Origin of the sequence: Ochrobactrum sp. Marseille-Q0166 (genome assembly GCF_014397025.1) — a bacterium.
Lineage (GTDB): Bacteria > Pseudomonadota > Alphaproteobacteria > Rhizobiales > Rhizobiaceae > Brucella.
Window position 1 is genome coordinate 1,553,661 of sequence record NZ_JACJUO010000001.1, and the last position, 24,037, is coordinate 1,577,697.

Sequence of the window (24,037 nt, forward strand, 5' to 3'; positions counted from 1 at the left end):
TCAGATATAGATTGTATTAATTATCATTATATCCAATCAGAATATTAAAAATATTGGAACTCAATTGCCTTCTCTACGTTCATATAATGCAACCGAGCGTATAGAGGAGATAATTATGCTTAGAACAGCACTTCTGACAACGACGTGTGCATTGTTTATTGGTGGCACAGCCTTCGCGCAGACTGCGACCCCTGCCCCTACAGATGCGCCCGCAGCAGCACCGGAACTGCCGGTTTCCTCCCAGAACATGTTTGGCAATCCGCCAGCCGAAAATGCTGACAAAATTGGCTTTATGGAAGCTAAAGATGGCCAGATGCTTGTGTCTAGCTTCATCGGACAGAGTATTTATGAGAGCGACGCGCCTGACGCAGCCTCTGTCGGTAAGTTGAATGACCTGATTGTGAGCCCGGAAGGGCACGTTGAGGCAGCAGTGATCGGTGTCGGCGGCTTCCTTGGCGTGGGTGAAAAAGACGTCGCGGTAAGTCCGGATCAGCTTCAACTTGCGAAGCGCAGTGATGGTAAAAAATGGCTGGTGATCAAGGCCTCCAAGGACCAGTTGACGGATGCTCCAGCTTTTGACCGTTCAGCGCTCTTTTCGGACGGCGTGGCTGATCCAACTGCAACGGGACAGACAAATGCTCCAGCGATGGAGACGCCTGCTAGCGATCCAGCACCGGCAACGCCTGCTCCTGCGCAGTGATAAACCTCCTTGTGCCTTGAACGGCACCTATGGTGTAAAAGTCCTGGCCTTTGGCCGGGGCTTTTGTTTGACCTCCCCGCAAAGGTTGATTTCACAAGGTCATCCACGTACCAGTATCTCTCAATCGTGCGGTCATTTGGTTTAGTTCATTCAGGAAAGTCTATTGTCGGAATTTTTTATTTCCCACCCTTGGGCACAGACACTTGCAGCTCTCGCGGGGCTTTTTCTCGCTGCTTTCGCGGCAAACTTCCTCATAAAAGCGATCCTGCTAAAAGTTCTAGACAGGATCGTTCAGAAGACATCTTTCGGGCAGGATGAAGAACTCAAGCAACATGGCGTGATTGCGCATCTTGCAAATATCGTTCCGGCGCTGATTATCGCAACAGGCATTGCGGCTGTACCCGAACTTCCGCAAACAGCGTTGAAAGTGATTAGCAATGTAGCTATCGCGTTCATCATTCTCACTTTGGCTTTCACAGTCAGTGCCGCTCTAAGTGTCGTGGATACGCTTTACAGCCGTCGCGAAGAATCAAAAGACCGACCGATCAAGGGCTATGTTCAGGTCAGCAAGCTCGTCATTTATATCGTTGCTGTCGTCCTTATTATTGCAACGCTTCTTGATCGATCACCTCTGATTTTGCTGTCTGGTGTGGGTGCCATGGCTGCGGTTCTTATTCTGGTGTTCCAGGATACGCTGCTCTCGCTTGTTGCCAGTATGCAGATTGCCTCGTCGAACATGGTACGCGTGGGCGACTGGATCGAAATGAAAAACCTCGATGCCAATGGCGACGTCGTCGAGATCGCGCTTTATACGGTGAAGGTGCAGAACTTCGATAAAACAATCACCACGATTCCCATCCGAAAGCTTATCACCGAGCCGATGAAGAACTATCGCGGAATGCAGCAGTCTGGTGGGAGGCGTATCAAGCGCGCGCTGTTTATCGATCAGGCGACCATTCGCTTTCTGAGTGAAGATGAACTGCAGAGCCTTGCTTCGATCGATCAGCTCACAGGTTATCTTTCGAAGAAAGAAAAGGAAATCGCCGACTGGAATGCGAAGCTTGGCGACAAGGCAAAAAATCCGGTGAACACGCGTCGTTTCACCAATATCGGGACGTTCCGCGCCTATGTAGAAACATATCTGCGAAACCACCCTGGCGTTCACAAGGGCATGACCTTGCTCGTGCGCCAGATGGACCCGACACCGGACGGTCTTCCACTCGAAATCTATTGCTTCACCAATACGACCGTTTGGGCATCTTACGAGCAGATCCAGTCCGATATTTTCGACCATCTCTATGCAGTGATGCCGGAATTCGGCCTCTATCCGTTCCAGAATCCAAGCGGAGGCGATTTCCGCAAGCTCAGTCTTGCGGATTTGCCTGCAGTGACTGCAAAGCCTTGATGACTGCGGCCTGAAGTTCGGGAACCTTGTAACCCTTCCGAGACGGTGTGAGACCAAGGCGAATAATGGCCAGGTTCATCGAAGGTACAATGATCAGGCTCTGGCCATCATGGCCCGACATCCAGAAGGCGTCCTCCGGGATGCCTTCTTTACCCGCTTGAATGCCCGCACTTTGCAGCCATGTCTGAGCTGATCCGTAACGCCCCTGCGATTCTGTGGCTGGGGTGTGCATCAGACGCAAAAAGTCCTCGCTCAAGAGCTGCTTGTCGCCGACTTTGCCCATATCAAGCAGAAAGCGGGCGATCGAGAGCCAGTCGCGCGCATTGGCATAAAGATAAGATGAACCGACGAATATCCCGCTCGCATCCGCTTCCAGCGTGGCGCTTGCAATGCCCAATGGTTCAAAGAGCACTTTCTGCGGATAGGTCAATGCTTCTTCAGGCGTGTCGAAGCTTTCCATGTAAAGCTTTGAGAGGATATTGGCCGTGCCGCTCGAATAATTGAATTTGGTGCCAGGGCGTGCTTCAAGCGGCAGTGATGCTGCAAATTCCGTCATGTTGTTTTCGAGGAAAAGCATCCGCGTCACATCTGAGACAGCGCCGTAATCCTCATTAAATTTCAGACCGCTTTGCATGGAAAGCAGATCGGCAAGCCTGATATTAGCGCGTTCGTCGCCTTCCCATTCCGGCAGAAGATGGTCACGCTGAAAATCCATCTTGCCTTCCGAAATGCGCATACCAATCAGTGTTGCCATAACGGATTTCGTCATAGACCACCCCAAAAGAGGCATATCTGCATCAAAGCCTAGTGCATAAGTCTCTGCGATGATCTGACCATCTTTCAACACAGCAACAGCACGCATTCCGGGGCCTGCCAATGCGGGATTTTCGATAATGTTTTGAACTGCAGGGTTGATATTGATGTCGGCTATGAGAGCCGCGGCATCAATGGGCATCGTCAATTGAGGACGCAGATCTTCATCACGCACATTTGCGCAACCAAGGCCCTGACGATAGACTGCCTTGCTTGGCGCGAAAAAGCCAAAAATATGCGCGGTGACCGTTTCTCTTCCCTTATCGACTGACACATCGACAAACTTCAAAAGCGGATGACCCGGTGCCTGCACATCGAGTGCCAGAACTTCCTGCGGGTCGCGGTTTGCCAGAAACACATTGGAACACACGATTTTTGCGGCATAGCCAGTTCCGACTTTGAGAAGTTCGGGTGGTCGAAAGCCGAGCCACAAGACCACACCCAGCAGGCTTATGAGGATAATGAAACTGGCAATCTTCAAAAAGCGTATCATATTCCCTCCCATTCACCTGAACAGTTATGCGCCTAACTGCTTCTCGATAGCCAGTGATCCATACCCTCTGCTGCGGCCTTCGCAGTTGCAAAACATGCCGTGAGAAGATAGCCGCCAGTCGGCGCTTCCCAGTCAATCATTTCGCCAGCGACAAACATGCCGGGCAATTTTGTGAGCATATAATGCTCATCAATTTCGCTCCATTCTATGCCACCAGCGGAAGATATTGCTTCCTCAATGGGGCGTGGACGAAGGAGCGGAACCTCCAGTGCCTTGATGGTCTGGGCCAGTTTGGCTGGATCTTTTTCGCGCTGAAACTCAAGCACAAGTGCAGCTTTTACACCAGTAAGCCCAGCACCCTTTCGCAATATATTACTAATACTTAGCTTCTTATCCTGACGCGAAAGATCAAGTGTCAATCGTTCAAGCGTACGGCCTGGCGCAAGATCAAGAACGAGGTTGTTATGGCCATTACGTTCAAGGTCATCACGTAAGGCAGCCGAATGCGCATAAATAAGACCGCCTTCTACGCCGCCACGCGTGATCACGAATTCGCCCTGTGTTACGCCAGCCTTGCTGGAGATCGTAACCGACTTGACCGGTTCTCCCGCGAAGCGTTCTGCAAAGAAGTTGCTCCACCTGACATCAAAACCGCAATTGGCTGGTCGCATGGGAGCAACCTGAATACCCTGCTCGATAAAAGGTTCGAGCCATCCCCCGTTGGAGCCGAGCTTGGGCCAGCTTGCACCACCAAACGCGAACAATGCTGCATCGCAGGATATAGGCTCGATACCCGCCGGTGATTCAATGAGTGGCTTTCCAGACTGGAACCCGATCCATTTATGACGGGTTAGTATTCTGACACCCTGCGTTTCCAGCTTTCGCACCCATCCGCGAAGAAGCGGTGATGCTTTCATGGCCTTGGGGAAAACCCGACCCGATGAGCCTACAAAGGTTTCAGCGCCGAGCGCATCCGCCCAGTCGCGCAGATTCTGCGGTGTGAATTGCTGCAAAGCGGACCGGAGGCGTTTATTGCTCTCACCATATCGCTCGGCAAATTGTGAAAAATTTTCCGAATGGGTGATGTTAAGACCAGACTTGCCTGCCAGAAGAAACTTGCGTCCAACGGTCGGCATCTGCTCGTAAACTTTGACCGTATAGCCAAGTTCAGACAAAATCTCAGCGGAGAACAGCCCTGCTGGTCCGCCACCGAAAATCGCAATCACGCGTTCACGCATCGCTGTCTGCACCGCATTGAGGCGTCAATCTTCTTTCTCCAGCATTTCTTTAACAGCAGTTGCTAACTGTTTGAGTGAGAAAGGTTTTGGTAGGAAACCAAACTTGGCATCTGATGGTAGGTTGCGCGCAAATGCGTCTTCTGCATAACCAGAAACGAATATGAACTTGATGTCAGGATGCTTCTTGCGCAATTCGCGCAGCAACGTCGGACCGTCCATTTCAGGCATCACCACGTCGGAAACGACGATGTCGACCTGGCCGTTCAGCTCTTCAAGTACCTCAAGCGCTTCGACACCGGATGCTGCTTCATGCACGGTATAGCCGCGCGATTGCAGCGCGCGTACGCCGCCCATGCGCACCGCGTCTTCGTCTTCTACAAGAAGTACAGTTGCCGATCCGGAAAGATCGGCGGCCTTTTCTGCCTTCTTCTCCTTGACCGCCACGGGCGCATTGTCTGCACCCTTTTCTTCAATATGGCGTGGCAGGAAGATTTTGAACGTCGTGCCTTTGCCAACTTCGGAATCGCAATAAATGAAGCCGCCAGTTTGTTTGATGATGCCATAGACCATCGAGAGGCCCAGACCAGTGCCTTTGCCGACTTCCTTTGTCGTGAAGAATGGCTCAAAGATTTTTTCGAGCACATCGGCTGGGATACCCGTACCGCTGTCTTCAACTTCAAAGACCACATAGTCCGCTTCAGGAAGGTCGCGATAATTGAGCTTGGCTGTTTCGTTTGCTTTTACATTGCGGGTGCGCAGTGTGATCTCGCCGCCCTCCGGCATTGCGTCGCGGGCGTTTACGGCGAGATTGACTGCAACCTGCTCAAACTGACCGAGATCGGCCTTAACGGGCCAGACATCGCGTCCATGTTCGATCTTGAGGGCTATATCCTTTCCGACAAGACGCGCCAGAAGCATACGCAGATCGGCCAGAACGTCGGTAAGATCGAGAACCTCCGGGCGCAGCGTCTGACGACGCGAGAACGCAAGCAGTTGCCGCACGAGCGAGGCCGCACGGTTGGCGTTCTGCTTGATGTTCATGATGTCCGGGAAGGATGGGTCGGAAGCACGGTAGTTGCTCAGCAGCAAATCCGACGACATGATGATCGCGGTCAGCACATTGTTAAAATCATGCGCGATACCACCAGCGAGCTGGCCCACAGCCTGCATTTTCTGGCTTTGGGCCATCTGATTTTCAAGCGCCTTCTGCTCCGTGGTTTCCACCGCAGAAATAATCGCAGCTTCCTCGCTTGTTTCACCCAAATCAGTTACGGCACTCATATAGAACCGAATGTGGCGCTCTTCATTTCCCGGCAGGACCGTATCGACAGGGGAAATGCTGGCTTGACCTGCAAAGGCTGCAGCCAGTGCCTTGTTAAAGGTTTCACGGTCACGTTCATGAACGACATTTTCAAGCTTCACGCGGTTATCGACCGCATCACGATCAACCACAGGGGCAAAAATATCGAGGAAACGTGCATTTGTCCGCAGCGTATGACCTTCAGCATCCACTGCCGCAATGGCCATTGGAGCCGAATTGAAGAAGCGCGTGAAGCGCACTTCAGCGGAACGTAATGCTGCTGATGAATCTTCGCCTTCGGCGCGATCGAGCACAATCGTACGACTTGTGCCCCGTGTCCCATCACGAGCGGCCTGAACGCGGTGATAAAAGCGCACTGCAAGGCTCTGGCCATTGCGCTTGATCAGATCAAGGTCGATTACCGTATTGCGGCTGGTGCCCGGCTCTGCCTTAACAGCCTTGATCAAGGCCATGCCACTCCCGGCAACAATGTCATTGAGCGTAAGCGAGCCGGGTGTGAATTGAGTCAGATCAACGCCCAGCCATTCGGCAAGCGTTGCATTAAGATAGATGATCCGGCCCGACGGGTCCGCCGAGAAGAAGCCCGCAGGTGCGTGGTCAAGGTGGTTTATTGCTTCCTGCAATTCCTGAAAGAATCGCTCCTGTTCAGCGCGTTCGTTGGAAATATCTGCAATCTGCCAGGCGACGAGTTGCCCCTTGAAATCGTGACCACCATCAACCGGGCGCGCTTTGATTCGATACCAGACAGGCTCTGCCGAACTTTGACCTTCACGCGCGAGACCGCCTGAAATTCTCACTTCTTCCTGCGCGGAAAGACCGTCGCGAACTGCATTGGTCAGGCGATAGATAGCGTCGGATGCGGCCGGTTCGTTAGTTAGAATATTATCGAGTGAGCGCACGCCGTCAGCAGTCGCTACGCCTGTCATTCCTGCATATGCATTGTTTGCATAAACGATCTGGCCACGGGCATCCGAAATCACGGTCCCTTCAGGCAATGTATCCATGAAGGTGTGTGCGAGATCCTGTCCGCCATGTCGCTGGCTGAACTGGATAAGCCCGGTTGCCGCGCCAAAGAGATAGAAAACGCCAATCATGGACAGTATGCCCATCAAAACGATAGCAAAACCATCGCCTAACTGCTCACGGAAAACAAAATAAACGAGCGCTGCCGTCGTTAATACAATACCGATGATCAAAAGTCGCAAAGCCGAACTGGAGCCACGCTTCGGCATGACGAGCGGTTTCGGATAATTATCGTCCGTTAGTCGCGACATCAGGCCCACTGCCCTTTCCTGCTGTTTAGCTGAATAGCGAGAACATACATGTGTCCGCGCGCTGTTTGTTTCAGCTCAAGCGCTATCTTATTCATCGAGCAAAACCAATCACGTTCCCTGAATCGTTTTCTGACTTTTATGACTTCTGCCAGAATTACATTCATATTGCAGGGTATATACGATTCGCAGAATGCGTTAATTGCCCCGCAGTACAAGCTTTTGGGCGTTAGAATTGGTCAAACGAACGCGTTTTGCACTGTTTTGGCTGGGGATCATATGTTTCTCTTAAATCAATGGAACATTCCCAAGTCGTGCAAATTAAACTAATGTTTGGTGAAATATCTGTCGTCACGATAGGTGGTTGCGCGGGGAATTGTGGCCTCCATCCATTGGACACTACTGGTTTTAGTATGAGAGGGTTACCCGCATGAAGGAATGGCTCAGCGGTTTTGTTGGGGAAAGCGCGGCAAATATTGTCGGCTTTATCCTTATTTTTGCGATCATTCTTGGCGGAATTTTCGTTGTTTTGAGTATTATACGCCGATTTAGCGGCGGAACTTTTGCCACGCCCGGCCGTACAGGACGCCAGCCAAGACTTTCGGTGATGGATGCAGCGGCCGTCGATAGCCGTCGTAAGCTCGTGCTTATTCGTCGCGATGATGTTGAGCATCTTCTGCTTATCGGAGGCCCAACGGACGTCGTCGTTGAGCAGAATATAGTGATGGAAGCGCGCGCAAATGCGCGATTACAGCCATCGCGTATCGAGCCGGAACATATAGAGCGTTTCCGTCAGCACGAAGAAAATGTATCTTCGGACATAAAGGAAAGACAGATACTTGCACAACCTGTTCAGCAGCAGTTGACCAGGGAAGAGACTATTCAGCTCAACTCGCCAATTGAACCAGATATCGATGAAAAACCTCAACCTGTACGCCAGTCACCTGTGATTCATCCATCTCAGGAAGCAACACAGTTTCGTGCGCCTCCGCGTGCGCCTCTCACTCCTTCTGCCCCCCCTAAAGTCGAAGCGCCAGTTGCTGCGGCTCCGACCCGCCCTCAACCACCTCGCCCTGCCCCGAGTTATCCGCCACAGCCCCGCACAGTTCTCCCGGCAGTGAACACGCAGGAACAGTCGCAAGCACCACGCCTGCATCCCGCTTATCCGCTAAGCCAGGTTTCGCGTGGAGTTTTGAGTTCAACGTCCGGCTTAGGAGCTGGGGCAGCGGCGGCGGCAGCAGTTGTTGCAGCCGATCTCGGCAGTGTAACGCCCGAGCGTGAAGCTGCACCCAATGTAAAAGCCCCTGCACCGGATACAGCTGATATTCAGCAAAGCCCGGCCATCGCTACGTCATCAGCACCCAACTTTATTCCCGCTGCACCTAAATCGGAACCTGAGTTCGCTTCTTCGGTTTCAGAATCAGAATCTAATGATGGCCTAGAAGATCTCGGCGGTGCCTTGCATGATGCGATCATGGCGGATCTCGAAACTGAGAGCGCTGATGCTTCTGGCAATAAAGAGCCTGAAATGTTTGAAATCGATATTCTCGAGGAGGAACTTTTGGGGTCGCTCGACATAACTGCCGATGGCGCCAAGCCGGACGACAGCATTGAAGACGAAATGGAAAAGTTGCTCGGTGAACTTACAAGTGGTGAAACGCGCAAATTCTGATTTGAGAGTTTCACTGCAAAGGGCGTCTGCAGAAATGCAATCGCCCTTTGTTTTACCCTGTACAACAAAGAAAAAAGGCTGCGTAAAACGCAGCCTTACAAATTTCTTTTCGACTGAAATCGATCAATCGTCGCGATAGACCTTTTCGCGGCGCTCATGACGCTCTTGTGCTTCAATGGAAAGCGTTGCGATTGGGCGTGCGTCCAGCCTTTTTAAACTGATCGGGTCACCGGTCTCCTCACAAAAACCGTAAGTCCCCTCGTCAATACGGCTCATGGCTGCATCGATTTTTGAAATCAGTTTGCGCTGTCTGTCACGAGCGCGAAGTTCAATTGCCCGATCCGTTTCGGAGGATGCCCTATCCGCCAGGTCCGGGTGATTTGCATTTTCCTGCTGCAGCGCATCGAGGGTTTCGCGCGCTTCGCGCAGAATATCATTCTTCCATGCAATAAGCTTTGCACGGAAGTAAGACTTCTGCCGTTCATTCATGAACGGCTCGTCTTCAGTGGGCCTATAGTCAAGGTCGATCAATTCACTCATTCTGAATTACCCCACATCTAGGAGACGCGTGCGGTATATAAGTCCATCAAACCGATGACACAACATTAAACACACGCAGTACGTCATTTTTTAATTCATCAAAATTATGTGATTATGGTGAATTTATAAGCAACTGAAATGCAAAACGTAATTTATTCGCTTTTTCTTTTATAAAACGCTTGAAATAAGTAGGTTTACAAAATTTTACGAAACATAATTACAAGGGAAGAACAAGCCTTGTTTCAACTTCTGCCCAATAATGCAGCACAACTATCTGTGCATATTCATTTTCTTCCTACAAAAAGCCTCCCAAACTGAAAGTCGTATCCCTATTTCGCAGAAATTGTGGCATGAAATATATCCATTTCTCCTCAAAATACCTACGGGAGCCCCTAAATGAGTCGCCTCTATCTTCTTCGTCATGCCAAGGCAATCTGGGCCAAGCCTGGCATGAAAGACTTTGACAGGCCTCTTGATGAAGAAGGTTTTGCATCTCTGGATATACTAGCACATGCAATGAAACTGTCAGGCTTGTTGCCCGAGAGGATTGTGCTGTCAGGCTCATGCAGAACACGTGAAACTGCGGCTGGTCTTATCGAACGGCTCGAGGCTCATATTGACATGGTTATCGACGAGACAATCTACAGCGGCGGTGCCGGAGAATACTTGCAGGCTATAAAGAACAACTCCAGCTCCGGGCAATTGATGCTCATTGGACATAATCCTAGCATCGAAGATCTGACGCTCGCGCTTGTCCGTGACGGCGATCCCCAAAGCATATCGCGACTTGAAGCTGGTTTTCCGACTGCTGCACTCGCAACAATCACTTTTGATTACCCCCTATCAGAAATAGCAAGAAAACAGGGTTTTCTTACAAGTTTTCCTTTGCCGCGGTGAGTATGCTTTACCGCCGATTACAGGCACCTTGTTGATACACTGCAAGAATTCCTATCTATGGCTTTGACGGTAAGTAATTTTCACGAGGTAAAAATTGGCAAAACTGACCAGTTTCGGTGATGAGGCAAGGATCGCACTCGACACCCTGACGGATCGGGCAACTGGCCTGATGTCTCCATCATTGAGGCTTGGTGTGACGGGTCTTTCCCGGGCCGGGAAAACAGTTTTCATCACTTCTTTAGTACACAATATGGTGCATGGTGGCCGCCTGCCCCTTTTTGAGGCTTATAAATCCGGACGAATTTCGCGCTCGTTGCTCGAACCGCAGCCAGATGATGCTGTGCCGCGTTTTCAGTATGAGGAACACCTTTCAGCGCTTCTTGATGAACGCATCTGGCCGGACTCAACGCGTGCGATATCACAGCTTCGCCTGACTATCGAATATGAAAGCGCTTCTGCTTGGGGGCGATGGCTTTCACCTGGACGGCTTTCCGTCGATATTGTCGATTACCCTGGTGAGTGGCTGCTTGACCTGCCCTTGCTCGGTAAAACCTATAGTGAGTTCAGCGCTGATTCCTTCGCTCTGGCTCATGAGTCCACACATAAGGATCTGGCGCAGGACTGGCTTGCGGAGGTGCAAACAGTTACACCTTCGGATAGCGCCGATGAACTGACTGCGCAACGGCTGGCAAAAAGTTTCACAGCTTATCTGCGTGCCGGTAAAGCAGACGAGCGCGCATTATCAACACTCCCTCCCGGACGCTTCCTCATGCCTGGCGATATGGATGGATCACCAGCCCTCACCTTTGCGCCTCTGCCGGGCCTGAAGACGGAAGATTTGAAATCGGGCAGCTTGGCATCAATGATGGAGCGTCGTTACGAGGCTTACAAGACGCATGTCGTAAAGCCATTCTTTCGCGAGCATATTGCACGGCTTGATCGCCAGATTATTTTGATTGACGCCATGCAGGCTATGAATGCTGGCGGCGACGTTGTTACGGATCTCGAACGCGCATTGACCGATATTCTTTCATGCTTTCGACCGGGGCGCGCAAATCTGCTCACCGGATTGATCCAGCGGCGTATTGGACGCATTCTCGTCGCTGCTACAAAGGCAGATCATCTCCATCATGAAAGCCATGATCGCTTACAAGCCATTGTTCGCCGACTTGTTGAACGTGCGATCGAGCGTGCGGACTTTTCCGGTGCGGATATAGAAGTTTTGGCTATGGCTGCGGTTCGCGCGACCCGTGAGGCAACGGTGAAAGAAGGCAAGGATACGCTCCCCGTAATCATCGGAACGCCACTTAAAGGTGAGCGTATTGATGGTCAAACCTTTGATGGAGAAACAGAAACTGCTATATTTCCCGGTGATTTACCCAAAAACCCTAATGTAATATTTGATGCTTCGTTTTCGCATGAAGAGCCGGCAATCCGCTTTGTGCGTTTTCGCCCACCTCGCCTTGAGCGGACGGCTGAAGGAATTACGCTTTCGCTGCCACATATCCGGCTTGACCGTGCATTGCAGTTTCTGATTGGAGATCGTCTGGCATGAGTGAGAAATCTCCACGTAAACCAGCAGCCTTCAGCGTGAAACAACCCGTGCCAACGGGCTCAACAATACCAGATGAGATGTCACGTCGTCCGCGAGCAGTGACAGATCTTGAGAAAGTTGTGCCGGAAGTTGATGTATTTGCGCTAAGCGAAGAAGAAGCTGCGGAACTTGAAATTCTAGATCCGTCTTTTGAAGCGCCACCGCATCGGCGATGGTCTTTAAGCAAGGTACTGTTCGGTGCCTTAGGTGTGCTGGCATCCTTCGCGATTGGCATTTGGATTGAAGATCTTATTCAAGCACTTTTTTCACGTGCAGATTGGTTGGGTTGGACGGCTTTCGGGGTGGCGATGGTCGCTCTTGCAGCCTTCATAGCAATCATCACACGTGAGTTGATTGCATTGCGCAGGTTGGCTTCCGTCCAACATCTCAGAAAAGAGGCAGCCGATGCTTCTGAACGTGATGATATGGCGGCGGCACGCAAGGCTGTTGATGAACTACGTGCGATTGCTGCCGGCCTGCCGGAAACAGCACGAGGTCGGCAGATGCTTGAGGGCCTGACCAATGAGATCATCGACGGGCGTAATCTTATTCGGCTTGCCGAAACGGAAATCTTGCGCCCACTGGACCGTGAAGCGCGTGCCTTAATCTTAAATGCATCAAAACGCGTTTCTATCGTCACGGCGATCAGTCCTCGCGCACTTGTCGATATTGGTTATGTTATTTTTGAGTCAGCGCGTCTTATCCGCCGACTGTCACAGCTTTATGGCGGACGTCCGGGAACGCTTGGATTTCTCAAGCTTGCTCGACGCGTTGTAGCACATCTCGCAGTCACCGGAACAATCGCTATGGGCGACAGTGTTATTCAGCAGCTCATTGGTCATGGTTTGGCATCTCGCCTGTCGGCAAAGTTGGGAGAAGGTGTCGTCAATGGCTTGATGACTGCGCGCATTGGCATTGCTGCTATGGACGTGGTAAGACCCTTCCCGTTTAATTCGGAAAAGCGCCCTGGTGTAAGTGACTTCATCGGCGATATTGCTCGAATAAACGGCGATAAGACCGGGAAGGCGTCTGATCGCGTCTAAAGAGTCTTTTAAACATGTTTATCTTGTCAGCATTGACGCCTATGAAAACGAAGCATTAACCATTCGCGGCGAATATAACAGTTAAATATAGGGCGTTCGAATCTGTGATCCTTGCGCTATAAAACACCCTGACGTGTGGTTGTGGCGTGTTTACAGATAATCTATTGGAAGAGTGCCTTGAGGCCGAGATTCCGGGACAGAGCCGACTATGAAAAATTACATTGCTGCTTGCCTTACGCTCCTGCCCGCATCATTTTTTGTTGCGCCAGTTTTGGCCGCGGATAAGGACGAACAGTTTTTCCAGACGATTGAGGGCCAGTGGTCCGGCCCGGGTGAAATTGTTGCCGGTAAATACAAAGGCACTAAATTTGTCTGCAACCTCTCTGGCACGACACCTAACGATACGGTTGGTATGACACTTGATGGCACTTGTCGCGTTGGCGTGTTTTCTCAGCCAATGAAGGCTACCGTTACACGTGTTGGCTCGAGTTATGCTGGCAAGTTTAATGATGGCGCAGAAGGCAAAGGCCTGAATGTCACTTCCGGTTCCGTATCAGGCAACAAGGTGGTTCTTGGCCTTAATCGCAAAGAGTTGAATGGTGCCATGCTTGCTCGCGTTGCCGACAACAACACCATGAATGTCACCGTATCGGTGCGCGTCGAAAAGGAACTGGTTCCAGTGATCGGCATGAGCCTCAAACGCGTTGACAGTATCGCTGTCGGTAGCATTGCCAAAAATTAAGACAGATTTTCTTACAACCACCAGCCCGCATCTATGCGGGCTTCTTCTATTTCAGAACGCTCACAGAGCTTTTCCCATTCCAAAACTGTTTTACCGGCAATTTCAAGCTGTGGCGCAATATCTTTAAGTGGCACCAGCACGAAAGCGCGTTCCTGAATACGTGGATGCGGCAATTCCAGCATCGTATCGTTCATCCTGATCGCTTCGCCCGCTCTCGTTTTCATAACCAGAATGTCAATATCGATGATCCTTGGTCCCCAGCGCTCAAGTCGAACGCGCTTGAGTGACCGCTCTACATCCAGACAGGTCTCGATAAGCTGGAGCGGTTCCAGCGTGGTTGCAATTTCAGCACAGGAATTATGAAACCATGACTGATCAATCTTGCCCCATGGCGGTGTGCGATAGACCTTCGATACGGCAACGACGTTAATATCTTTTCGAGCGTCGAGCAGTCTTAAAGCCTTAGCCATGGAGGCTATGGGATCATCAATATTGCCGCCAAGGCCGAGCCAGGCGCGGTAAGGCATGGCATTGCTCATCAGCGCGGATAAACCACCGTAACTTCAACATGGTCCAACACGCCGGGAACGGGCGCATTTGGCTTGCGGATCGTGATTTCAGCACGTTTGATCTGCGGGAAACGTGCTACCAGTGCCTTGCCAACATCAAGTGCAAGCGTTTCAATCAGATAGCGCTGGCTACCTGTAATGATGTCTTGAATAACGGCAAAGGCGATACCGTAATGAACTGTGCCTTCGATGTCGTCATTTTGCAGTGCCTCACCCGGATCAACATCAAGGATCGCGTCAACATAAAAACGTTGACCGAGCTTATGCTCTTCGTCGAAGACGCCGTGATGCGCAAAGAATGCGCAATTCATAATACGGATGGTGTACACGGCTATGCTTTCTGTTTTGAGTTTTCTCTGCTTTGCAGGATAGCATCAGCAACTGCAAGGGCGTCTCTGTTAAACGCGACATTATGAACGCGAAAAATGTCGGCGCCTGCCAAACGCAGCATTACCGATGTAGCGGCTGTACCCGCATCCCGCTCTAAAGGATCAGCCTGTCCAGTCATCGCACCTATAAAGCGCTTTCTGGACGTTCCGACGAGCAAAGGCTGGCCAAAACGCTGCAGTTCTTCCATACGCGCCATTAGCGCTATGTCTTCCTCTTGATTTTTGCCAAATCCAAACCCCGGATCAAGCACAATACCTGCTTGTCTGATGCCTGCCCTGTCTGCAATTTCCAGCGACTTGTCCAAAAATTCAAACTGATCAGCAATCACATCGTGATCAGTCTGACGATCACGGCTTGTATGCATGATAACAAGCCCTGCGCTGGTTTCTTTTGCGACGTTAGCGATTTCGGGTTCTCTTTGCAGTCCCCACACATCATTGACGATATGTGCGCCCGCTTCCACCGCAAGCCGTGCTGTTGAAGCGCGGTAAGTATCAATTGATATGATGCATCCAAAATGCTCGGTTAGTGCCCGAATAACGGGCAAAACTCTGGCGGCCTCCACTTCAGGCTCAACAATGGCTGCGCCGGGGCGGGTCGATTCTCCGCCCACATCAATGATAGTGGCTCCATCATCGAGCATTGTTTTCGCAGCAGCAAGGGCCTTGTTCAATTCGATATGATTCCCGCCGTCAGAGAATGAATCCGGTGTCACGTTCAAAATACCCATGATGACCGATTTTGAACCCAATTGGAGACTACGGTCATGAGCGAGCTGCCACTGTTTGATCATTCAAAAATATTCCAATTGTTTATTAACGCTGCTGACAAAACTAACCGCCTACTATGTCAATTTGCGAGAGATGTTATAGTTCTCTTGACCTTTGCATGCCATGTTGCTCATCAATGAAGTTGAAGTTTTCTTTCTGGTTTTATGAAGAGGTGCCGGAACATGTCTTTAAAAAAACGAGTTCTGGCATTGGGGCTTTCCTTAGCCATTCTTGCACCTGAGGCTCAGGCTGCCTCGATTTTCCGTACATTCAGCTATTATAATGTCAATGGAAAGACCGCAGAAGATCTCGACAAAGCTTTATCACGCAGCGGACCTTTTCTTAAGAAAACCGGCCAGCACCACCCGGGCGCTGCCGAGATTCGCTTTGATGCAAAGGTTCGGTATGGGCGAGCAACCGGTCAAAAAGCCTGCAAGGTGCAGGATGTCTATGTTAACGTTCATGCCAAAGTTATGCTGCCACGCTGGAAGCAGCGCCGCAAAGCTGGACCGGAACTCGCGCTGATCTGGGATACTCTTTATCAGGATATTCGACGACACGAAGAAAGTCACATCGTGATTGCACGCAGCCATGCGACCGAAATGGAGCGTACAATACGTGCCCTGCGCAGCCGAAAAGATTGTGCAACATTACGTGCGGATATCGACAAAGTGACTGAACGATTGATGGCTGCGCACGATAAAGCGCAAGAACGTTTCGATAAGGTGGAAACAATCAATTTCGAACGGCGTTTTGAGCGTCTGCTCACGTACAAGCTCGAAAAAATGCTTCAGTAGTCATAAACCCAACGTGCCGATGATCCGCACGATCAAGTTCATCGGCACAATTTAAGAATAACAACCTTAATTCTGGCGTTCAGGCACCTTCACGACCAGTCCATTGATCTCATCGGTTACACGGATTTGACAGGAAAGGCGCGAATTGGGTTGCGGTTCGTAAGCGAAATCCAGCATATCCTCTTCCATTGCATCCGGCCCGCCAACCACTTCGGTCCATTCATCGTCAATATAGACGTGACAAGTTGCACAGGCACAAGCTCCGCCGCATTCTGCATCAATGCCGGGAACGCCGTTGCGAATTGCGGCTTCCATCACGCTCGACCCGTTATCGGCTTCGACTTCCATACGCGAAGCGCCGTCTGCGGATACGAAGATAATTTTTGTCATTTTAAGTTCCTAAGCACGCCAGCCTAGCGTGTTTGATAAACCCGTGCAAAATCGAAAAGATCGCTACAAGTTTTATTAACATCTCGCGGACGCAAATACGGCCTTATGCGCTGAGTTTCAACAGCCCTTACAAGCTCTTTAATCCAACTGCGCCAATATGCCGTTATGGTCATATCTTCCTGAAGGATGGATAGCGAGAATGCGAATATGCCATTTTTTGTCTTTACCTGAAAACACTCATATCAACATACAAACCAGTGACGCGACTTAATATTAAAAGAATGCAATGAATCTGAAACCACCCTCGATAGAGAAATATTGTCCGCTCACTTTTTGCGTGTAAATTTGTTAACTGTTTGATGCGGCCGTAGAATGCCTGTATGATGGGTTGGCGTGATTTCCACAGATTGATCGTTAACTCAAGAAGGCCACATTTCCGGGCTTTTTTACAAGTTCGCCTGTTTTTGTTAACCTTGTATTTAAAGTTTTATATATCGTGCGCGGGGGGCTATTTCCTTAACAAGCCCGAGCCGATACGATGAAAAATGGCGGAGTAAGTTTTGTAACGGCTCAGAGTTGATCCGGCCGTCGCAGTAATGAGTACGAGGTAGGCAAAGCTATGGCTTCTAAATCCAAGGCGCAAAAGCTCGACCACGAGGTTGAACAGGCACTTGAACAGGCTCTGGACATCGAGTTCGGTGACGATTTCGACATTGATATGGACCTGAGTGCGATTGAAGCAGAGTTTTCGGTCGATGATCTCGAAGAGCAGATTTCGCGCGCGGCTGAAGAACTCGTCGCAGAACAGAGCACGAAAGTGGTCGAAGAGGGAAAACTCGCTTCGTTAAATATATCCACTGAAGACAGCGCCAAGGCTGAGACGATTGCTACCGTTTCCGTGATCGCAACCCCTGCTGCACCACCCGTTCCGCCGGTTGTCAACGCCGTACTCCCTTCCGCTGCTCCCGAGGCTGCGAACGTTTCTCCAAAATCTGTAAACAAGGCTAAGCCAGAGGCTCAGAATACCGCAACGCCGTCCGCCAAGCCTGCACCGAGTGTTGTCGCCGCCACGCCTGCCGCAGCGCTAACCCCCGCTAATGATGATTCTCGTAATAGCCGTACCGTTATTGCCGCGCCGCGCCGCATAACTGAACGCTCATCTAAGCTTTACTGGACGACGACCGCAATGAGCGTGCTTTGGGCCGCGGGTGGTGTTGCGATCAGCAAGGCAATCAGCCCTGATGTCTTTTCAAGTCTTCAGGCGACTACGAATTTCTTTACCTCGCCTGCAGGTATCGGTGTTATGGCAGGCGTGGCGCTGCCTGTTGCCATGTTCTGGGGCTTTGCGCACATTGTGAAACGTGCGCAGGAAATGCACGTCGCGGCCCGCAGCATGTCAGAAGCAGCGCTCAAGCTCTTGCAGCCTGAAGCAGCAGCCGGCGATCGCGTATCGACGCTCAGTCAGGCCGTTCGTCGCGAAGTTGCAGCGATGAATGAAGGCATTGAACGTACACTTGCTCGCGCTGTTGAACTTGAAACCCTCGTTCAGTCCGAGGTCAATCAGCTTGAGCGAGCTTACAGCGATAACGAAGTTCGCATTCGCACGCTCGTCAGCGATCTTGGCAATGAACGTGAAGCTGTCGTCAGCCACGCTGAGCGCGTACGCTCGTCAATCACAGGTGCTCATGAGCAGCTTAAGGAAGAATTGTCGAGTGCCGCCAATATTATAAGAGATAATGTTGCATCGGCATCTGAACAGCTCAGCTCGCTCTTGGGCGACTCCGGTGAGCGCTTGATCAGCAGCATCAATGAAAGCGGCGGCGCGATTGCCGAGGCTATTGAAAAACGAACTGGCGATATTGCGACGCGTATTACAACGTCTGGCGAAGCATTCTCGAACGAACTTGATGCGCGCATCACGACGCTTGATCAGCAGTCTCGTGAGATTTCAGAACGTGTAAGCTCGGCACTTGATGAGCGTACAGCCGGTATCGCAACACTACTTGGCGGCGCAACTCAGTCCATGGTCAGTGAATTTGATGCTCGTCTTACGCAGCTTGATACGACGCTCAATGAACGTGGTCGTTCGCTTCTCACTGAGTTTGAAACGCGTGCTCACGCGCTCGACAGCAGTACAGAAAAGCTCAATGCGGCGCTTGAGACCCGTTCGCGCCAGATAAACGAAAACCTGATCGCACGCACTCGTGAAATTGCCGAAACCTTCTCAGGTGGCCGTAATGCCCTGAGTGCTATGATCGATGAAACAAAGACCAAGATCAGTGATGACCTGACTTCGATCAGTGAAAGTGTTGGTAACGTCCTTAGTGAAAAGGCTTCGTCGTTCGCTGGTAAGCTGGCTGAAAGCCGTGATGTTCTGGCAGCCTCTCTTGAAGGTGAAACAGAACGCGTTTCGGAAGTTATTCGCGGTCATGCCGACACGCTTTCCGCACGTACCAACGACATTGAAAATGCTATCAACAACAGCGCATCTGCTCTTGATACAGCCGCTGAGCGCCATGCCGCGATCCTTGCTGAAAGAACCAGTGCTCTTCAGGAAGAGATGGCAAATAACGCCTTGCGTCTAGATGTGACATTTGCTGATCATGCCCGCTCGCTTGACGAACGTGCGGCTTCGCTTGCCAGCGTCATTGCCGGCAATCAGGCTATTCTCTCTCAACTGATGGATGAACGTACCACCGCTCTGCGAGATAACTTTACTGAAAATCGCGACGTTCTGGCCCGTATGTTTGATGAACGCGTGAATGTGTTACAGGCTCTGATTGCCAATAATCAGCAGGAACTCTCACGCTTATTCGATGAGCGTTCGCAGATGATCGGCGATACGATTGGTGCGAGCCGCGATGCATTGGAAGCAACATTCAACGATCACGTACATCGTGTCGAGGAGCGTACAAGCGGTCTGCGTTCTGTGCTGAGCGACCATAATAGCGCCCTTTCCCAGATTCTCGATGGCCATGAACAGACAATTGAAGGTCGTACTGCCGCAATTCGCGAGACGCTGATCGAAAGTACAGCTTCGTTAAGCCAGACTCTGCAAGATCACGGCGATATTCTTTCGCAGCGTACAGCCAATCTGCACAACGCGATTGAAAACAGCAGCGACACAATCAGCCGCACCTTTGAAAGCCAGACCGGTATCATCGAAGAGCGGACGCAAACGATGGAAAAGGCGCTCACAATTGGCGTCGACAATGTCCGTCGGGCCTTGGAACAAAGCGCGGGCGTGGTCGCAGGTTCGCTGCGTGAAAAAATCACGGAAGCCGCCAGTGTCCTGTCCGCAGAGGCTGCCAAAGCCGGTGAATCGCTTAATGGCTTCGGCCAGAGCTTCAGCGCGGACCTGACAAGCAGCCTTGCAGCAACAGAAGAACGTCTAAGCGAACACGCCAGTGCAATCGCTTCACGTCTGTCACAGATTGAAGGAAGCATTGCTGATACGGCCAACAAGACGAGCGAGACACTTGCTGGGCATAGTGAAGCATTTGCGGCAAGCGTTGCGGACAATCTTGCAGGCACTGAATCCCGTCTCAAAGAACGTGCAAGCACGATTGCTGCTGGCCTTGAAGCTATTGAGGCACGCCTCACCGGTGATCTTTCAACAATCGAAGCCCGCATCGCCGATACTGCGGCAAAGACTAGCGAGACACTGGCCGTTCATAGTGAAGCCTTCTCGTCAAGCGTCACGGAAAATCTCTCTGGAACAGAGGCTCGTTTGACTGAACGCGCTGATGCTATAGCAACCCGTCTTGGTGACATCGGTTCGCGTATCACGATGGAACTGGGTTCCGTTGAAGCCCGCATTGCTCAGGTTACCGATACAACTGCTGTTACGCTTGAAGAACGTACGCGAGAACTCAATGCTGTTCTCGCTGCGCGCTCGCAGGAAATTACGCAGATACTCAATGATACTGCGGAGCCTCTCGTGCAGCGTCTCGCAGACAACGGTCGCGGCCTTGCTGAACAGCTCGAACAGGCAACCCATGCGGCAACTGATCGTTTGCGTGCCGAAAATGCTGCCCTCGTTAATGCTCTGGCAAGCCGGACCGCAGAAACAATTGCAGCCGTTCAGCAGGCAAAAGCAGGTCTTTCGGACAATGTCAGTGAATTGATTGACCGCCTCGCCGCCTCCAACGGCGAACTCGGCAAGCTGATCGATGCTGCTGCAAATAACCTCAACAGCATTGATGGTCGCCTTGTCGAGACGACAAGCAGCTTTGTCGAGAATGCAAATCGTGCAGCACAGATGTTCCAGGCTTCAACTGGTCTCATCGATAATAATATCGGAACACTTCGTGCACTATCCGACGGCACATTGTCGCAAATTGCAGATATTGCTGAGCGCTTTGAAGAGCATGGCAAGGTTCTCTCGACCGCTTCCGATATGATCAACTCAGCGCAGAACGGCCTTGCCGGTACGTTGGAAGATCGTCATCTGGCGCTCGATAAGCTGGCTGCTGGTCTTGTTGAAAAGTCCGAAGGTATCGAGAAACTGATGCAGTCGTTTGAGGCTGTCGTCACTCTCGCTTTCCAGCGCGCAGAAGGCCAGACACGGTCTTCCGCTGAAAAGATGCGCGAGAGCGTTGCCGAGATCGTTGAACAGGCATCACAGAAATTCTCTGCAGCAACCGATGATATTCGTCGCACTGCAACGGAAATTCGCACGGAACTCGATACCACCCGCAGCGAACTTAAGCGCGGTGTTCTCGACATGCCGGCAGAGGCTAAGGAAACAACGAGCGCGATGCGCAAAGCCGTTGGCGAGCAGATCAATGCACTCAAAGAGTTGGCCGAAATCGTCAATAAATCTGGACGTCTGGTCGATGTTGGTGAAAGCCGTGCTGATCGCTCTGTATCCCGTCCGGCCGCGTCCCAGCGTCCAGCTCCGGTTGCCGCACCACGCCCGCAGCAGGGAGATGTTGCGGTCCGTACACGCCAGGCAGAGGCTCCCAAACCTGTTCAGCCAGTGCAGACTGCTGAGAAACCACGGGGCTGGGTTTCAGACCTTCTTGCTCGCGCATCACGTGAAGACGACGTAGCTGCTCCATCTCAGGCGCAACCAACGCAAGTCACGCGTTCGCCAAGTCATGTGGTTGAATCGCTCAACTCGCTTTCAGTCGATATTGCACGCGCAATCGATCACGAAGCATCGGTTGAACTGTGGGATCGGTATCGCCGCGGCGAGCGTAATGTGTTTACGCGCCGTCTCTATACCCTCAAAGGTCAGCAGACTTTTGATGATATCAAGCGCAAGTATCAGACGGATAGCGAATTCCGTCACGCTGTAGATCGCTACATGGATGACTTCCAGCGTCTGCTTGAAGATGTAGCCCGCAACGACCGTGACAACATGGTGACTCAGACTTATCTGACGTCAGACACTGGCAAAGTTTACACCATGCTCGCTCACGCAAGTGGACGTTTACGCTAAGACAAAGCGCATAATAAATAAAAACGCAGCTCATAGCTGCGTTTTTTTATGCCCAGTTTTCGCAGCTGTAGCTGTTAGGGTGTTTCCTGTTTTGATTGATCTATTGGAAATGCTCTATTCAATTTATTTTAAATGCGCCTTCCTCTGATCGTAGCGGGATGGGTTAACAGGCGAATTGATTGATTTTGCTGCGTAGGTGTCTCACCCATTTGGGATGTGCTCTAGTGTCAGCTTTCTATCAAAAAGAACGGCGTGCAAGAGTTCCCAAATTAGGATACAAAAAAGGCAGCTCGTTTATCCGGGCTGCCTTCAAATTCCCTTTGGTAAATGTTGTCAGAGTGATGAAATCGTCCAACTGACAATCTCGCTCGCCACCTGTTCAAACGCTTTGTCCAGCGCTCTCACATATTCATTATTTGAAGTGCCACGAACTGGCGTTGATGCACGGAAAACGCGTGTAGAGCGAACTTCCCCGTTCTTGTCATTCATAAGCCTGACCGCAATTTCTACAACTGCTGCGCGTTGTGAGCCATAAGCCTGAATGCTGAATACCCGTAAGTCGCTCAGGATCTGATAGTTGATCGCGAGACCATCACCAGGGCGGCCTACACCACCGAATACGCCAGTGTTTTCATAGGCCTGTACCAGGCGTGATTGTACCAGATTAGGGAGTCTGTCACCCCACTGCGCACCTTTGAGATATTCAATTGCACCGGGTGCGGTGTTGACAACAATATTTTCGCTATCAAGCGCCTTTAAAGCATTCGGCAAAGGCACCAATATTTGCAAGTTCTTCCGACTGGCAGATGTACCCTGCTTCTGTTGTGGTGCTGACAGGCTGAATGTGTCCAATGGCGTTGTTGTTCCGCAACCGACAAGCGCAGTTGTCAACAAAAGAGGAATGATCAGCTTACGAGGGGATTTTGTCACGATGGAACCTGTAATGGACATTAATGACGCGTCCTTCCGTTATACTGCGGAACACTGCCTGGACCACCAAAGATCAAGCGCTGTGGGTTACGTTCAAGATCTGTAATCGCCTGTTCAACGCGCTGCACGGCACGACGACTATCTCCAATCAATGCCTGAACATCGCTCAAACCCTGACCAGAAAAGCGCTCAAGATTACTGGCAATTGGCGTAATGCGCTTGTCGAGATTGTTTGAAAGCTGACGGATTGATTCAAGGGTCGCCTTGGCCTGTGCAACAATACCGTTTTTATCGTCGCTGGAAAGCAACTGGTCGGCCTTGTTAATGACCGTTTCGACACGGGCAGAAGCAGCGTTGAGGCGCTCCATCATCTGCTTTGCTTCAGCGACGATCTGATTGATGTTATCGGCATTGGAACCAAGCTCATCAATAACATCAGCATTTTTTGCCAAAGCGTCGGTAAAAGTCTTTGTATTGTTGATCGTATCGACCAATGGACCGCGAGCTTCTTTTGCAAAGCTTTCCAGTTCACCAAGAATAGTATTTGCACGCCCGAAAATATCCTGCGCTGTTGCGAGCAGATTGTTGATGGATGAAGGATCGGCATCAATACGGGCAATCGTGTCTTCCTTCGCTGCTTCTGTTAGCAGATTGGGTTCTTCGAGACTACCGCCGTTCAATTCGATATAGGCCTGACCAGTCAACCCCTGAAACCCAAGTGTTGCCTTTGTGGATCGGGTGATAGGGGTGGTCGCATTGACGCGCGTCTGCACAATGACCATGCTTGGATTGGATTCATCAAGGTGAAGTCGGCGAACATCACCAACCTTGATCCCGTTAAACAGAACCTGACTACCAATGCTCAAGCCGGTTACAGACCCCGGAATGCGAACGTCGAGCCCCACGGAATCGCGTGCTTCACCATAACGCGCAATCCAGTACACGAAAGCGAAAGCCAGCAGGCTGACGACTAACGTGAAAACTCCTACCACAACGTAATTGGCCTTAGTTTCCAT

At 51.1% G+C, this 24,037-nt stretch carries 19 protein-coding genes; 9 read left to right on the forward strand and 10 right to left on the reverse strand.

The genetic code is table 11. The features are described from left to right. The first annotated feature begins 115 nt into the window (after nt 1-115). Both H5024_RS07405 and H5024_RS07410 read left to right on the forward strand, forming a co-directional pair. On the forward strand, nt 116-700 hold the full coding sequence (locus tag H5024_RS07405) for a PRC-barrel domain-containing protein (protein WP_187544910.1): 585 nt from the start codon (nt 116-118) through the stop codon (nt 698-700). Between the two features lie 163 nt (nt 701-863). Next, nucleotides 864-2,105 (forward strand): mechanosensitive ion channel family protein, encoded by a 1,242-nt coding sequence (locus H5024_RS07410; protein WP_187544912.1) that lies wholly within the window; start codon nt 864-866, stop codon nt 2,103-2,105. Here the strand turns inward: H5024_RS07410 and H5024_RS07415 are convergent. Genes H5024_RS07415 through H5024_RS07425 form a run of 3 tightly spaced genes read right to left on the reverse strand, consistent with a single transcriptional unit; the run spans nt 2,065 to nt 7,244 of the window. Further along, on the reverse strand, nt 2,065-3,411 hold the full coding sequence (locus H5024_RS07415; RefSeq protein WP_247875220.1) for a serine hydrolase: 1,347 nt from the start codon (nt 3,409-3,411) through the stop codon (nt 2,065-2,067). The genes H5024_RS07410 and H5024_RS07415 overlap by 41 nt on opposite strands. Nucleotides 3,412-3,443: 32 nt before the next feature. Further along, nucleotides 3,444-4,649, reverse strand: a complete 1,206-nt coding sequence (locus tag H5024_RS07420) for a TIGR03862 family flavoprotein (RefSeq protein ID WP_187544916.1) — start codon at nt 4,647-4,649, stop codon at nt 3,444-3,446. Between the two features lie 24 nt (nt 4,650-4,673). Then, nucleotides 4,674-7,244, reverse strand: coding sequence for a PAS domain-containing sensor histidine kinase (locus H5024_RS07425; RefSeq protein ID WP_187544918.1), 2,571 nt, complete (start codon nt 7,242-7,244; stop codon nt 4,674-4,676). 427 nt (nt 7,245-7,671) lie between these two features. Between H5024_RS07425 and H5024_RS07430 the strand changes: the two genes are divergently transcribed. Next, complete coding sequence (locus H5024_RS07430) at nt 7,672-8,913, forward strand: flagellar biosynthetic protein FliO (protein WP_187544920.1); 1,242 nt, start codon at nt 7,672-7,674, stop codon at nt 8,911-8,913. A gap of 123 nt (nt 8,914-9,036) precedes the next feature. Here the strand turns inward: H5024_RS07430 and dksA are convergent, their stop codons facing one another. Beyond that, nucleotides 9,037-9,453, reverse strand: a complete 417-nt coding sequence (dksA, locus tag H5024_RS07435) for an RNA polymerase-binding protein DksA (RefSeq protein WP_187544922.1) — start codon at nt 9,451-9,453, stop codon at nt 9,037-9,039. A 396-nt stretch (nt 9,454-9,849) separates the two neighbouring features. Between dksA and H5024_RS07440 the strand changes: the two genes are divergently transcribed. From H5024_RS07440 to H5024_RS07455, 4 genes are all read left to right on the forward strand, one after another. Beyond that, the gene (locus H5024_RS07440; RefSeq protein WP_187544925.1) at nt 9,850-10,350 is read left to right on the forward strand and encodes a histidine phosphatase family protein; all 501 of its coding nucleotides are present in this window, start codon (nt 9,850-9,852) and stop codon (nt 10,348-10,350) included. 94 nt (nt 10,351-10,444) lie between these two features. Continuing rightward, complete coding sequence (locus H5024_RS07445; protein ID WP_187544927.1) at nt 10,445-11,905, forward strand: YcjX family protein; 1,461 nt, start codon at nt 10,445-10,447, stop codon at nt 11,903-11,905. After that, nucleotides 11,902-12,987 (forward strand): TIGR01620 family protein, encoded by a 1,086-nt coding sequence (locus tag H5024_RS07450; RefSeq protein ID WP_187544929.1) that lies wholly within the window; start codon nt 11,902-11,904, stop codon nt 12,985-12,987. Before H5024_RS07445 ends, H5024_RS07450 begins: the two co-directional genes overlap by 4 nt. Before the next feature lie 208 nt (nt 12,988-13,195). Next, nucleotides 13,196-13,729, forward strand: a complete 534-nt coding sequence (locus H5024_RS07455; protein ID WP_187544931.1) for a hypothetical protein — start codon at nt 13,196-13,198, stop codon at nt 13,727-13,729. 11 nt (nt 13,730-13,740) lie between these two features. On the opposite strand, the gene folK is transcribed toward H5024_RS07455, so the two are convergent. The 3 genes from folK to folP are packed head-to-tail and all read right to left on the reverse strand — an operon-like array spanning nt 13,741 to nt 15,481. Further along, nucleotides 13,741-14,268, reverse strand: coding sequence for a 2-amino-4-hydroxy-6-hydroxymethyldihydropteridine diphosphokinase (gene folK / locus H5024_RS07460; RefSeq protein WP_187544933.1), 528 nt, complete (start codon nt 14,266-14,268; stop codon nt 13,741-13,743). Beyond that, nucleotides 14,268-14,627: a dihydroneopterin aldolase gene (folB, locus tag H5024_RS07465; RefSeq protein WP_187544935.1), complete on the reverse strand. Its 360-nt coding sequence runs from the start codon at nt 14,625-14,627 to the stop codon at nt 14,268-14,270. The genes folK and folB overlap by 1 nt, the downstream gene beginning before the upstream one ends. Before the next feature lie 2 nt (nt 14,628-14,629). Next, nucleotides 14,630-15,481 (reverse strand): dihydropteroate synthase, encoded by an 852-nt coding sequence (gene folP, locus H5024_RS07470; RefSeq protein ID WP_187544938.1) that lies wholly within the window; start codon nt 15,479-15,481, stop codon nt 14,630-14,632. 159 nt (nt 15,482-15,640) lie between these two features. Between folP and H5024_RS07475 the strand changes: the two genes are divergently transcribed. After that, nucleotides 15,641-16,255 (forward strand): DUF922 domain-containing protein, encoded by a 615-nt coding sequence (locus tag H5024_RS07475; RefSeq protein ID WP_187544955.1) that lies wholly within the window; start codon nt 15,641-15,643, stop codon nt 16,253-16,255. A gap of 66 nt (nt 16,256-16,321) precedes the next feature. Here H5024_RS07475 and H5024_RS07480 read toward each other — a convergent pair whose 3' ends face one another. Next, on the reverse strand, nt 16,322-16,645 hold the full coding sequence (locus tag H5024_RS07480; protein ID WP_187544958.1) for a 2Fe-2S iron-sulfur cluster-binding protein: 324 nt from the start codon (nt 16,643-16,645) through the stop codon (nt 16,322-16,324). Between the two features lie 619 nt (nt 16,646-17,264). Here H5024_RS07480 and H5024_RS07485 point away from each other — a divergent pair. Continuing rightward, nucleotides 17,265-22,091, forward strand: a complete 4,827-nt coding sequence (locus tag H5024_RS07485; protein WP_187544960.1) for a kinesin — start codon at nt 17,265-17,267, stop codon at nt 22,089-22,091. A 333-nt stretch (nt 22,092-22,424) separates the two neighbouring features. Here the strand turns inward: H5024_RS07485 and H5024_RS07490 are convergent, their stop codons facing one another. Beyond that, nucleotides 22,425-23,042, reverse strand: coding sequence for an ABC-type transport auxiliary lipoprotein family protein (locus tag H5024_RS07490; protein WP_187544963.1), 618 nt, complete (start codon nt 23,040-23,042; stop codon nt 22,425-22,427). Beyond that, a complete protein-coding gene (locus tag H5024_RS07495; protein ID WP_187544965.1) occupies nt 23,042-24,037 on the reverse strand; it encodes an MlaD family protein in 996 nt (331 codons plus the stop codon). Before H5024_RS07495 ends, H5024_RS07490 begins: the two co-directional genes overlap by 1 nt.